11 protein-coding genes and 1 pseudogene are annotated in these 13540 nt (G+C 65.3%); 4 read left to right on the top strand and 8 right to left on the bottom strand.

Annotation, left to right across the window (positions count from 1 at the left end):
• The first annotated feature begins 124 nt into the window (after positions 1-124).
• Together Y887_RS12155 and Y887_RS12160 are read left to right on the top strand one after the other, a co-directional pair.
• On the top strand, positions 125-985 hold the full coding sequence (locus tag Y887_RS12155) for a 2OG-Fe(II) oxygenase (protein ID WP_046964579.1): 861 nt from the start codon (positions 125-127) through the stop codon (positions 983-985).
• Between the two features lie 182 nt (positions 986-1167).
• On the top strand, positions 1168-3213 hold the full coding sequence (locus Y887_RS12160) for a TonB-dependent receptor (protein WP_046964580.1): 2046 nt from the start codon (positions 1168-1170) through the stop codon (positions 3211-3213).
• 231 nt (positions 3214-3444) lie between these two features.
• On the opposite strand, the gene Y887_RS12165 is transcribed toward Y887_RS12160, so the two are convergent.
• Entirely contained in the window at positions 3445-3858 is a 414-nt protein-coding gene (locus Y887_RS12165; RefSeq protein ID WP_046964581.1) for a VanZ family protein, read from the bottom strand.
• On the bottom strand, positions 3846-5030 hold the full coding sequence (locus Y887_RS12170; protein ID WP_046964582.1) for a class I SAM-dependent methyltransferase: 1185 nt from the start codon (positions 5028-5030) through the stop codon (positions 3846-3848). The genes Y887_RS12165 and Y887_RS12170 overlap by 13 nt, the downstream gene beginning before the upstream one ends.
• A 66-nt stretch (positions 5031-5096) precedes the next feature.
• On the opposite strand from Y887_RS12170, the gene Y887_RS12175 reads away from it, so the two are divergent.
• Positions 5097-5834, top strand: coding sequence for a pteridine reductase (locus Y887_RS12175; RefSeq protein ID WP_046964583.1), 738 nt, complete (start codon positions 5097-5099; stop codon positions 5832-5834).
• A 239-nt stretch (positions 5835-6073) separates the two neighbouring features.
• Here Y887_RS12175 and folK read toward each other — a convergent pair whose 3' ends face one another.
• From folK to Y887_RS12200, 5 genes are all read right to left on the bottom strand, one after another.
• A complete protein-coding gene (gene folK / locus Y887_RS12180) occupies positions 6074-6583 on the bottom strand; it encodes a 2-amino-4-hydroxy-6-hydroxymethyldihydropteridine diphosphokinase (RefSeq protein WP_046964584.1) in 510 nt (169 codons plus the stop codon).
• 88 nt (positions 6584-6671) lie between these two features.
• Positions 6672-8174, bottom strand: a complete 1503-nt coding sequence (locus Y887_RS12185) for an ATP-binding response regulator (protein WP_046964585.1) — start codon at positions 8172-8174, stop codon at positions 6672-6674.
• A gap of 3 nt (positions 8175-8177) precedes the next feature.
• A complete protein-coding gene (locus tag Y887_RS12190; RefSeq protein WP_046964586.1) occupies positions 8178-8618 on the bottom strand; it encodes a response regulator in 441 nt (146 codons plus the stop codon).
• On the bottom strand, positions 8615-10426 hold the full coding sequence (locus Y887_RS12195) for a sensor histidine kinase (RefSeq protein ID WP_046964587.1): 1812 nt from the start codon (positions 10424-10426) through the stop codon (positions 8615-8617). The genes Y887_RS12190 and Y887_RS12195 overlap by 4 nt, the downstream gene beginning before the upstream one ends.
• Before the next feature lie 744 nt (positions 10427-11170).
• Complete coding sequence (locus Y887_RS12200) at positions 11171-11542, bottom strand: BON domain-containing protein (protein WP_046964588.1); 372 nt, start codon at positions 11540-11542, stop codon at positions 11171-11173.
• 149 nt (positions 11543-11691) lie between these two features.
• Here Y887_RS12200 and Y887_RS12205 point away from each other — a divergent pair, with 149 nt between their 5' ends.
• Positions 11692-12750 carry an oxidoreductase gene (locus tag Y887_RS12205; RefSeq protein WP_046964589.1) on the top strand — a complete coding sequence of 353 codons (1059 nt, stop codon included), beginning with the start codon at positions 11692-11694 and terminating at the stop codon, positions 12748-12750.
• Positions 12751-13065: 315 nt separating this feature from the next.
• Here the strand turns inward: Y887_RS12205 and Y887_RS12210 are convergent.
• Positions 13066-13540: pseudogene (locus tag Y887_RS12210) on the bottom strand (6-phosphogluconate dehydrogenase); the annotation flags it as partial.

Raw genomic sequence — 13540 nt, forward strand, 5'->3', positions numbered from 1 at the left:
CGCTCACTGCAGTGGCGAGCACGTTCAAGATCCCCGTCACCTTTATAGGTGCCGTCTGTTGCATTTGTCTTACCACGACACATTTGACACATGTCTGCCACACATTGGCATGCACTGTAGCGGGATGACATCGACCGATATCCCCACCGCCCTGGCCGACTGGATCGTGGCGCAGGCGTTGGCCGGCCAACCGCCCGAGCAGGCGCTACAACCGCTGCTGGATCGTGGCTGGGAGGAGCAGGACGCCATCGATGCAGTCGAAGCGCTGGTGCGTGCGCACATCCAGCAGCACGCGCAGACACATGGACTGCCGATGCCGGTTCGCGTGCCGGCGCTGCTGCACGACAGCGATGCATCGCTGCTGGATCTGGGCGATCGTCAGGTGTGCGTGTTGATGCGCATGCGCTTGCCGCGCGTGATGGTGCTGGGTGGTTTTCTGTCCGATGCCGAATGCGATGCATTGATCGCACTCGCGCAGCCACGCCTTGCGCGCTCGCGCACCGTGGACAACGCCAACGGCGCGCAGGTGGTGCATGCCGCGCGCACCAGCGACAGCATGTGTCTGCAACTCGGGCAGGATGCGCTCTGCCAACGCATCGAAGCGCGTATCGCCCGCCTGCTCGACTGGCCGGTAGATCACGGCGAAGGCTTGCAGGTTTTGCGCTACGGCACCGGCGCCGAATATCAGCCGCACTACGATTACTTCGACCCCGACGCAGCGGGCACGCCGATGTTGCTGCAGGCCGGCGGGCAACGCGTCGCCTCGATGGTGATGTACCTCAACACACCCGAGCGCGGCGGGGCCACGCGCTTTCCCGATGTGCATCTGGACATTGCCGCGATCAAGGGCAATGCGGTGTTTTTCAGCTACGACCGCCCGCACCCGATGACACGTAGCCTGCATGCCGGCGCCCCGGTCCTGGCCGGCGAAAAGTGGGTGGCGACCAAATGGCTGCGCGAACGCGCAGCCCGCATGCCCGACTGAGCGGGCAAACGCGCCCAGCAAGGCGCGTGCTCGACGCTCCAAGCGCCTGCCCATAGGACGTACAGAACACGCGTCCCCGCCGACGTCCGCAAGCCGCCAGAGATGCGCGTCACATATGTTATAATATTTCATTCGCTGACACATGGGGTGATCAGCTCTTTCGCATCGGTGTCGTTCGATCCATGAAGATCCAGATTCTCGTGGCGGCAGTTGCTGCCGTCCTGTTTGCCGCCCAGGCACGTGCGCAGTCGTCCGATTCGGCGCTGACGCTCGGCAAGGTCGATGTCCACCAGCATGGCGAAGGCCAACTCACCGCGCATCAGGTACTGACCTCGGTGGACGTGCTGGGTGCCGACCAGATCGAGGACAAGAACGTGTCCTATAGCTGGGAGCTGCTCGGGCAGATGCCCGGCATCCAGCTCACCGAAACCCGGCAAGGCGCCGAATCGGGCAAGGTCAGCTTTCGTGCCTTCAACGGCGAGGGTTACCTCAATGCGATCAAGACGCTGATCGACGGCATTCCCAGCAACGTCAACAGTGGCAACCAGCGCTTCATCGACATGCTGTTCCCGCTGGACATCAGCTACATCGAGGTGGTGCGCGGCACCAATGATCCGCGCTACGGCTTGCACAACATCGGCGGCAACATCAATTTCGGCACGCGTCAGGGCGGCAATTACACCGAAGCGCGCCTGACCTATGGCAGCTTCAACACCCGCGATGGGCAGCTGGCCGTGGGCCGCGAACGCGACGGGTTTGCGCAGAACTATTTCGTCGGCGTGCAGGCCTCCGATGGCTACCGCGACCACGACACCTCCAGCAAATATTCGTTGGGCGGCAAGTGGTTCTACGGCAACCTCGACGACGGCATGCGCATCGGCCTGACCGCACGCGTCTATCACAATCAGGCCGACGAACCCGGTTTCATGACCGCAGCGGAAATGCAGGCAGACCGTCGCAGCTCGGACCTGCGCAACCGCAACGACGGCGACGATCGCGACATGCGCCAGTTCGGCGTCCATCTGGATCTGAAGCTGGCAGAAGGACTGTTCTTTGGCACCAAGCTTTACTACAACCGCTATCTGGACGACCGCCAGGTGACCTTCAGCGACCTGCCCACCGGCAATGCGCCACGCCAGCGCCGCATCTGGGACGAGACCCAGGTCGGCATGCTCAACACGCTGACCTGGCGCAGCAACGACATGCTCACCCTGGAAGGCGGCGTCAACTACGAGCATCAGGACAACGCCTACCGACGCGAGCGCTTCAGCTACGCCGAGCCCACCAATTTCAACGCCCCCCCGGCACGCATCCAGAACGACGACCGCCATACCTTCGACAACTGGGGCGCCTACGTGCAGGCGATCTATCAGCCGATCGAGGCGCTGAAGATCGTGCCGGCCTACCGCGTGGACCGCTTCGATGGCCACACCCAACTGCCGGGCGGCATTCGCGCACCGCTGCAGCGCTACGGCACCATCGAGCAACCCAAACTGAGCCTGGTCTACGCCTTCACCCCGACCACCAACGTCTATGCCAACTGGGGCCGCAGCTTCCAGGTACTGACCGGCTCCACTGCGCCGGCTTACCTCACCGCCGGGCAGCCAGACGTGCGCCCATCCACCAACACCGGCATGGAACTGGGCATGAAATTCAGCCCGTTCCAGGGGAGCCAGGCGCGCATCGCGGTGTGGCAACAGGACGCTGCCAACGAAGTCTCCAACATGCCCGCCACCGGTACCACCGTCACCCTGGGCAAGACACGCAGGCGCGGCGTGGATGCGCAGATCAATGCGCAGCTGGGCGACAGGTGGACGCTGTGGGCATCGCATGCGTACCAGGAAGCGAAGATCGAACGCGACGACCGCGATGCCAGCGTGTCGCTGGCCGGCCGCGAAGTGGCCGCTACACCGCGTTACATCAGCAACATCGGCGTCGAGTACCGCCCGACCGCTGCGCTGCGCCTCGGCATGCAGGGCCGCGCGCAAGGCGATTACTATCTGGAAGAGCGCAACGTGGCCGGCAAGTACGGCGGCTTCGCCACCCTGGATCTCACCGCCAGATACACCCTCACTCCCGCCTGGAGCGTGGATCTGCAGGTCCGCAACGCCACCGGCCGCGAGTATGCCTACGTGTGGTACGACAGTTTTTTCTGGACGCAGGCGCAGCCGATGTTTTCGCCAGCGGCAGGGCGCCAGCTCTATCTTGGCTTGAACATGAAACTGTAACTCGCCCATCCAAAGGCTGGGACTGACGCTTCATCCGACGATGTGCGCATGGCTGCCAATCGATGCAGCGGCCATGCGCAGGATCTGGGACGTCGGGCACCGCAGTCGGCTGCCACAACGACGCGGTGCTCGCTGCCGACGCGCCAGTACGCCATCGCAGGCACATCGCCGAGGGAACGAGCATGCCTGGCGCACGCATGCGTTCTTGCACGCATGCGCTGCGCGCGCAACTCAACGCCGCGCAAACAGGTGCTGATCGATCCGCAACATCACAAAACGCAACGGCGTCCATGCCAGGCACAAGCCGGCAGCGATGCCCAGCGTGTCGGCCAGCGCATCGTAGGGGTCGGCGCTTCGATTGGTCGTCAGTGCGCCTTGCGCGATCTCGATGCCGATGCCTAGAGCCACCAGACCGATGGCTGCGGCGATCTGCGCGCGGCGCGTGGCAAACAACTGCACCGCACCCCAGCACAACAGCGCGAAGGTCAAAAAATGCTCGGCCTTGTCGCTGTTATCCGGCAGCTCCGGAATCTCCGGCGGCGGCCCCAGGCAGACCGCAATCACCACCACGATCGCAGCGATCCATAACCCCACCCACACCCGCGGCCGATGAAACGGGCGCAGCGTCTGCGTTACAGCCGCCATGTGAGATCGCCGGCCAGAAATGCAGGCGCAATGTCCACATCGCGCGCGAAGCCCATCACCTGAAAGCGCTCGCCCATCTCGCTGGGCAAGGTCAGCCGCTTGATCTGCTCGCGCAGGCGCATGCGTCCCACTTCATCGGTGCGCGTATCGGCCTGCGCCAGCAAGCCATCCAGGCCGTTGCCCAACAGGAAACTCGCCTGCGTGCAGTAACCGGCCAGTTCGAAGCCGGCACCGGTGCCCGCCTCCGCAAGCGCGGTGAAATCCACCGACGCCGTCAGGTCCTGCAGACCGGGCCAGCGATACAGGTCTTCATGCATGCGATGGCGATAGAACGCACGCAAGGTGCCGTCCTCGCGCTGCGCGCGATAGAACTCGCCGCGCGGATATCCGTAGTCGACAAACACCATCGCACCGCGTCTCAGACCGCCGGCCACCGCCTGGATCCAGTACGGCAGCTGCGGCAGCAGCTCGGAGCGGTAGCCATCGGCGAATGGCTGCTCCAGATAGCGCTCCAGATGCCGTACTGCCGCGCTCAACAACGCATCGGCCGGCTGCTCGCCACGCGCAAACTGCTGCTGCGCATCGAGCACCACGGTTTCTTCGTAGACCTCGCCCTCACGTATCGCAAAGCGGGGCGTGGGCAGCGCATCGATCACCTCGTTGGCGAACAGCACGCCGTCCCAATCGTCCGGGAACGGGCCATCCAGCCATTCGACCAGATCGAACACCGGCGGGATCAGGCTGCGCCCCAGGCGCTCGCGCTGACGCTCGCGCAGGTCTGCGCTGGGTTCGAGAATCGCGTAGCGCTCGGGCAACGCGTCCAGCTCCAGCAACCGCTTGAGCGTGACTTCGGCAAATGCGCCGCTGCCACCGCCCACTTCCAGCATGCGCGCCTGCGGCCCAAGCTGCTGCAATACCGGCGCCAGCGCACCGGACACGGTGGCCGCAAACAACGGGCCCAGTTCGGGCGCGGTGACGAAGTCGCCGGCCTCGCCGAACTTGCTCGACCCGGCGCTGTAGTACCCAAGACCCGGCGCATACAACGCCAGCTCCATGAAGCGCGAAAACGGAATCGCACCGCCAGCGGCCTGGATCTCGGCGCGCACATGCGCAGCCAGTCGGTCGCTGTGCGCCAGCGCGTCCGAATCGGGGGTGGGAAGGTCGGCGTGCATGCGGGCACCGGTTGCGGGGACAATGCACAGGATAGCCGAGCCCTTGCAACGCCGAGCGAGTACGCCATGACAGACAGTTCCAAGGTGGTGTTGATCACCGGCGCAGGCCGGCGCATCGGCGCACAGATCGCCACCACCCTGCACGCCGCCGGCTACCGGGTTGCCCTGCATGCACATCAGTCCGCCGACGCGCTCGGCGCGCGCGTGGCCGAGCTGTGCGCGCAACGCGCAGGCAGCGCGCAGGCCTTGCACGCGGACCTGCGCCTGCCGGAGGCACCTGCGCAACTGGTGGACGAGTGCATCGACGCGTTCGGCCGCCTGGATGGCGTGGTCAACAACGCCTCGGCGTTCTATCCCACGGCACTTGGTCACGCCACACCGGCGCAGTGGGACGAATTGTTCGCGGTCAATGCGCGCGCGCCGTTTTTCATCGCGCAGGCCGCTGCCGCGCAGTTGCGCCAGCACCGCGGCGCCATCGTCAATCTCACCGACCTGCATGCGCAGCAGCCGATGCGCAACCATCCGCTCTACGGCGCCTCCAAGAGCGCGCTGGAGATGCTGACCCGCTCGCTGGCGCTGGAGCTGGCACCGCAGGTGCGCGTCAATGCCGTCGCGCCCGGCGCCATCCTGTGGCCGGAGCAAGGCAAGTCCGCCGATGCCAGGCAGGCGCTGCTCGCCCGCACGCCGTTGGCGCGCATCGGCACGCCGGAAGAGATCGCCGAGGCGGTGCGCTGGTTGCTGGACGACGCCAGCTTCATCACCGGCCAGACCCTGCATGTGGACGGCGGCCGTCAACTCAGCTGAGAGCCGCCGACAGCACGACTGCGCTCACCCCTGGCGGGCGCAGCCAGTGCTCGGTGCGGCACCTAGCGTGCGTACACTGCGGTTCTCGGTGCGCCGCCCGCACTCGGCTGGCGACTGCTCGCCAGGTTCTGGCCGCACGAGTGCGCGCGTTGCGTGAGGTGCATCGTCAGCGGTTGGCAGACCGATGCACCCCCATCGATCCGCGCCGCTGTGCCGTCAGTGCCGCACCGCAGCCTGGGCTACTGCGCAGCACCCAGCGCAGGCGCATCCAGTTCCACCGTCGCGAACGCACTGCCGTATTGCGGATGCGCCTGCCACAGCGCGACCAAGGTCCGTCCGCTCAGCGGGTCGACGAAGTCCGGCGCGATATCGGCCAGCGGCTTGAGCACGAAGGCGTGCTTGAGCTCGGGGCGCGGGATACGCAGGTGGCCCGGCCCTTCGACGATGCAATCGCCGAAGAACACCACGTCCACATCCAGGGTACGGTCGCTGAAACGCGGCCCGCTGCGATCGCGGCCATGCGCATCTTCCAGCGCATGCAACCAGTGGTCGAGCGCATCCAACTCCAGGTCGGTCTGCAAGGCCACGGCGTTGTTGACGAAGTCCGGCCCATCGAAGCCCACTGCCCGCGTGCGGTACGCCGGGGAGACGTCGAGCTGGCCAAAGCGCGCGCGCAAGGCGGCGACGGCCAAGCGCAGGTAATGAGTCGGCTGGACGTTGCTGCCGAGGCTGAGAAGCACGGTGGTCATGCGGTATTCGCGCATGCGGCCGGCATCAGCGTCAACTGTTGGCGCGCGCCACCGGCCTACCGGCGCAAGCGCAGCGCGCGTGCGTGGCTCAGGCCACTTCCAGCGCATGCGCTACCGCGCGAAACACACGGCGCATTTCCAGCGGTTTGCGCAACACGTGCACCGGGATGTCGGGCGGGAAATGCGCACGCTGCAACGGCGCGCCGACATCTTCCAGCACGATCGCCGGTCCCTGGTAGCCCAGCTCCTGCATGCTCAGCAACACGCTCACCGCCGACAGCAGGATGATGTCGCTGTCGATGATCACCAGATCCGGCATCGCGTGCTGCTGCACCAGTTGCAGCGCAGCGGCGCCATCGGTGGCCAGTTGCGGCTGGTAACCCTGGCTGGACAGGGCATTGCCCAGCAGCGACAGCCGCGTGGCCTCGCCGTCCACCAACAGGACGCGCTGCCCACGGCCCAGCGCCAGCGGCGGCTCGCTATCGGCGATCACCGTCGCTGCCGCACGCATCGGCACGATCATGTCGAAGCGCGTGCCCTCGCCCAGTCGACTGTCGACCTGGATGCTGCCACCGTAGCTTTCCACGATGCGCTTGCACGAAATCAGGCCCAGCCCGGTGCCATCGGCCTTGGTGGTGAAGAAGGGACTGAACAGGCGCGCACGCGTTTCATCGGTCATGCCCACGCCGGTGTCGGCCACGCTCATGCGCACGCGCGTGGCATCGAAGCGATCGGCCGACAGCACCAGGGTGCCGCCGCCCGGCATCGCCTGGATCGCGTTCAAGCCCAGGTTGAGCAGGCATTGCTGCAATTCGGTGTAGTTGGCTTCGATGGTCAGATCCGAGGCGATCGTGTCCATCTGCAATCGCACGCCATCGGGCAGACTGCTCCGCAGCAGCATCTGCACCGCCTGGAACAGGTTGGCGATGGACACCTGTTCGCGCGGCTTGTTGGACCCCCGCACGAACGACAGCATCGACTCGGCCATCTCGTGCCCGCGGCGGCCGCATTCGGCCACCACGTTGGCCAGCTGGCGCAGCTGCGGGTCGTCGGTACGCCCGGCCAGCAGGTCGGGCACGATCAGCAACGGTTGCAGGATGTTGCGCAGGTCATGGCTCAGCCCGGCCGCCAGCATCGCCAGGCTTTCCAGCCGTTGCGCACGCATCAGCTCGCTCTCCACGCGCTGGCGCTCGAGCTCTGCACGCGCCTCGCGGATGGCGCGCATCACCGCGCTCGGCAACCGCGTGGGGTTGTGCTTGATGATGTAGTCGTTGGCGCCGTCCTGCAGCGCCTTGACCGCCGTCTCCTCACCCATGGTGCCGGAGACGAAGATGAAGGGAGTGGCGCCATTCTGACGCACCAGGCGCAGCGCCTGATGGCCCGAAAACCCGGGCATGCTCAGGTCCGACAGCACGATGTCCGGCGCAAACGCCTCCAGCGCGCTGCGCAGCGACGGCTCGCTGTCCACGCGCTCGAACGCCGCGTCGATGCCGGCGTCGAGCAACTGATCGGACAACAGCTCGGCATCTTCCGGCGAATCTTCCACCAGAAGGATCTTCAGCTGCTCCAGTTTGCCACCCTCATGCGGCATGGGTCAGTCCAGCTCCGGTGCCTGATTGATCACCGCCCAGAACGTGCCGAGCGTCTTGACCGCGGTAAAGAACTGATCGACATCCACCGGCTTGACCACATAGGCGTTGACGCCCAGGTCCCAGCTGCGTGCAAGGTCGCTCTCTTCGCGCGAGGACGACAGGATCACCACCGGAAGGCGCTTGAGTGCCTCGTCGCTGCGCACCTGCTTGAGCACTTCCAGGCCATCCAGGCGCGGCATCTTGATGTCCAGCAGCAGCACCGCCGGCAGGCCTTCCTCGCGGTTGGCATAGGCGCCGCGACGCAGCAGGTAATCCATGACTTCAACGCCGTCTTCGACGTGCACGATGGGGTTGGCCAGACGCGCGTCGCGCAGGGCGTCGACCGCCATCTCCGCATCGGCCGGGCTGTCTTCTGCCAGAAGAATGGTACGGATGGCGGTCATACAGTGAACTCTTGGTTGGGCGCTTCATGCGCAGGGGGAAGCTCGAAATAAAACGTGGCGCCTTCGTCGACGACACCTTCAGCCCAGATACGGCCACCGTGACGCGTCAACACGCGCCGCACGCTGGCCAGACCGATGCCGGTGCCGGCGTATTCGCTGGCCTTGTGCAGGCGCTGGAACACGCCGAACAACTTGGCGCTGTACTCCATGTCGAAGCCCGCGCCGTTGTCGCGCACGCTGAACTGATGGCCGCCGTCGGCCATCGGCGTGTAGGTCACCTCGACCCTGGCCACCTCGCGCTTGGCGCTGTACTTGACCGCATTGCCCAGCAGGTTCATCCATAGCTGGCGCATCATGTTTTCGTCGGCCACCAAGACCGGCAGCGGCGCGATCTGCCAGTCCACACGGTGGCCGGTATTTTCGCTCTGCACGTTGGCATCCAGGATCGCACGCGTCTCGGCCACCAGCGACTGCATGTCCACTGCCTGCAATCGCAGCGCGCTGCGGCCCAGGCGCGAATACACCAGCAGGTCGTCGATGAGCGAGGCCATGCGCCGCGCCGAGGAGCTGATCACCTCCATGTAGTGACGCGATTTTTCGTCGGCCGCATCGCCCAGATGGCGCGCCAGCTTGTCCGAAAAACCGGCCACATGCCGCAGCGGCGCGCGCAGGTCGTGCGACACCGAATAGCTGAAGGCTTCCAGCTCGCGATTGACCTCCGACACCTGCTCCACCTTGCCCTCCATCTGCCGGTTGAGCTCCTGGATGCGCAGCTGCGAGGCCTTCTGCAGGCTGATGTCGCTGACCGTCATCAGCACCACGTCTTCGTCGACGGTATCCGGCAATGGCATGCGGCGGGCATTGATCAGCATCGTGCGCAGCACGCCATCGGCGCCGCGCTGCTCATGCTCGAAGTCCCACAGTTCGCGCCCGCGCAGCAACACGTCGGCCAGGCGCTGGTGGATCTGCTGGTCGTGCCAGACTCCGTCGCCCACATCTTCCAGCGCCATCAATTCGTTGCCGCGCTCCTCCAGGCCGTACAACTCGGCAAAGGCAGGGTTATGCAGCACGATGCGTTGATTGGCATCCAGCAACACGATCGGCTCGCGCACGGTCTGCAGCACCGAACTGGCACGGCCGTTGGCGCGCAGGTATTCCTGCTCGGCGGCAAGACGGCGGCGGATCTGCCGCTGCAGCAGCCAGATGACGGTCGCCAGCAACAGCATCTGCACCGCCAGCGCGGCCCAGCTCAGCACCGCGTAGTGCAGGCGCTCGGTGTCTGCACGCCCGTTGCGCACCGCCAGCAACCGCCCCTCGGCACCTTGCAGCTCGTCGATCAGCACACGGATCGGGTTGTTCACCGTCATCTCGTTGATCAACGCACGGATCTGCGCCGGTTCGGTGGTCACCGCAATCCGCTCGGCCAGCAGCAGGCGGCGCTCGATGGTGCTCTGGATGCGCCCCATGCGCACCTGCTGCGGCGGGTTGTCCTTGGTCAGGCTGATCAACCGCTGCACCGCCGCGATCGACTCGCGCCGGCCACGCCGCATGCGCTCCAGCAAGGCGGGGCGCTCCACGCCATGCGAGCGCATCAACGCGGCCGATTCGGTATCGCGCATGGCCGCCTCCAGCCGTTGCGCGGTCTCCTGCACTTCCTGGCTATGCGACACCCACACTGCGGCCTGATTGGCGTTGCGCGCCATCTGCTGCAGCAGCAACGACGGCACCACCACAATCAGGCACACGGCAACCGCCAACGAAGGCAGGCGCCAGCGATCCCATTTGTCTGCTTGGACCGTTGTCTGCATTGCTAGGTCTGTATCCGCTCGCTGCACGTGCTCAGGACGAGTCGGCATTGTCTCCGATCACGCCCCAAGCGAGATTAATGGTTCAGCCATGCCGCGATCGTCGTGACATAGCTGAATGGGCATATCATAAGTGCAGCAAAGGTGAAAATGGCGCGAGAAGGCCGCCGTCTGTCGGCGTCGTGGCCGGCGATGGGCCCCGCGCGAGCCCGATGGTCCTGGCAAATCGGCCCGCCCCCGTGCAGCCAGGTGCCTCCTACGCAATCAAGCATCTACATCCCAGTTGCTCCAGACCGCTCTTTGCGCGCGCCACATATGCGCTCACACAGTGCGACCGCGCGCCGCTAGATACGTGCTACGAAACGCTCCCCGCCAGTAGCTCGGCATCCTTGCGCATCAGCAGATGGCACGCGGTCGTCTTCAACGATCCGAATCGACCCCATCATCAGACACCAACCCAAGGCATCGCTACACGTTGAGCGCCACGTCGATGGATGTCAGTCACCGACAAACAGATAGCCGCACGACGACAAGCGGCGTCGGTGATCAGAGAGAACGTAGCAAGCAAATAGTGGGCATCACCTCGAATCAGCACCTGCCAGCAATACACAGCACGCCATCTGCCGGAGCTGGTCGCGCAAGCGCCGGCGAGAACGCGCCAATAAAAAAGGCGCACTCCGTAGAGTGCGCCTCGTGCTCGGGTCAGCCGCCTCGCCGCAGCTGACCCGGCATTCGCAGCAGCTGCGCTTACTTCTTCGCAGCGACGACCTTCAGGCCGGTCGACTTGACGCTCTTCACGCCTTCGATGCCCTTGGCGACAGCCACGGCCTTGTCATGCTCGGCCTGGGTTGCCACCGAGCCCGTCAACATCACGATGCCGTTCTTGGTCTCGACCTTCACGTCGGTACCCGACACGTTGTCGGTGGCCAGCAGATCGGCCTTGACCTTGGTGGTGATCCAGGTGTCGGTGACCGGCTTCTTGGATTCGTTCATGCCGGCGGCATGGTCTTTGTGCGCGCCCATGTCCTGCGGTGCGGCGAATGCCTGCGAAGCAACCAGGGTCAGGCCGAGCGACAACGTCAGCGCCAACAGCTTACGTGCATGCATCATGGTTTTCATTCGAATCGCTCCTGTTGAATGTGGCTGCAGCTTGCGGTGGCGGTCGTCGAGTACACGTGACCGCTGCATGCAGAGGTTGTGAACCTCACGCACACGGGTGTGTGCAATACCATGCAGACTCTCTCGTTCGTTGCGATGAACCGTTTTCAATGGCTAAACCGTTCAATCTGGCTGTCGTCGGCTACGGCTATGTCGGCCACACCTTCCATGCGCCGCTGATCGCCAGCACGCCAGGGCTGCGCCTGCACAGCGTGGTCTCGTCCAAACCGCAGCAGGCGCAAGCCGATTTCCCCGAGGTCAGCGTCGTTGCCGACCTCGACAGTGCGCTGGCCGACTCCGCGCTCGACGCGGTGGTCCTTGCCACGCCCAACCAGACGCACGCGCCCTTCGCATTGCAGGCGCTGGCCGCAGGCAAGCATGTGCTGGTCGACAAACCCTTTGCGCTGGACGCTACACAGGCGCGCGCCATGGTCGATGCTGCGGCAGCGGCCGGGCGTGTGATCAGCGTGTTCCAGAACCGACGCTGGGACGCCGACTTTCTCACCGTGCGTCGCCTGATCGACGAAGGCCAACTCGGCGAGGTGGTGGAATTTCATTCGCACTTCGACCGCTATCGGCCGCAGGTGCGCGACCGCTGGCGCGAGAGCGATATCCCTGGCGCAGGACTCTGGTACGACCTGGGCCCGCATCTGCTCGACCAGGCGTTGCAGCTGTTCGGCACGCCGCAGGCAATCGGTGCGGATTTGCAACGCCAGCGCAGCCAGGCGCGCAGCGACGATTACTTCCACGTCACCCTGTACTACCCGCGGCTGCGCGCGATCCTGCATGCCGGCTCGCTGGTCGCCGACAACGGACTGCGCTTTGCCGTGCATGGCACGCGCGGCAGTTATCTCAAGCACGGGCTGGACACCCAGGAAGACCAGTTACGCGCCGGACGTCGCCCGGGCACGGTCGGCTGGGGCGTGGACCCGTTGCCGGGCACGCTCACCCGGGTGGATGAAGAAGGCCGCGTCCACACCCATCATCCCGACCACCTGGCCGGCGATTATCGCCAGTGCTATGCGGCCTTCCGCGATGCGTTGGCCGGTACCGGCCCGGCCCCGGTCGCCGGCGCAGACGCCGTGCAACTCATGCACCTGCTGGAACTGGCGCAGCACAGCGCTGCGACCGGACAGGTGCAATGGCTGGATGGCAAACGCACGCCTTGACCCACGGTATCGGCTGCGTGCGCAGGTAACGCGCAGCCGGTGCCCGATGACGATGCTTGCCAACACAGCGCCGCTCATTCGACTGCACGCAACTGCATTGCGCAGCATGTGGGGCAGCAACGCAGCTCGTCCATCGCCGCAACACGCGCCACGCCATGTACCCGGAACCGCCCTGAAACACCGACTGCCGAAGCGAGCGAGGCGCATCGCCAACAGCGGTCATTGATGCGTCAACGCGTGCCCGAGTCGACTGCATCCCAACCCGCCCAACGACCGCGATGCCCTTCGGCAATCGCGGCCATCCGAGCGATCCGTTTACGCGTCCTTGCTGCCGATCGTCGGTGCTGCGGCGGTCGTGCTCATCACTGCATGGCCGCCGAACTGATTGCGCATCGCCGCCAGCAGTTTGTCGGTGAACGAGTCCTTGTCGCGCGAACGCAAGCGCTCCATCAACGACAACGTGATGATCGGCGCAGACACTTCCAGGTCGATCGCCTCGGCCACTGTCCAGCGGCCTTCGCCAGAATCGGCCACGAAGGGCGCAATCCCGTCCATGGCCGGGTTATGCCGCAGCGCATCGGCGGTCAGGTCCAGCAACCACGACCGCACCACGCTGCCGTCGCGCCAGATCTCCGAGACCTGATGCAGATCCAGCGCAAAATCGGTCTTGTGCTGCATCAGCGCGAAGCCTTCGGCATAGGCCTGCATCATTCCGTACTCGATGCCGTTGTGGACCATCTTGGTGAAGTGGCCGGCACCACTCGGGCCCACCCGTCCCCACCCCTTGTCC

It is taken from the genome of Xanthomonas pisi DSM 18956 (assembly GCF_001010415.1).
Taxonomy (GTDB): domain Bacteria; phylum Pseudomonadota; class Gammaproteobacteria; order Xanthomonadales; family Xanthomonadaceae; genus Xanthomonas; species Xanthomonas pisi.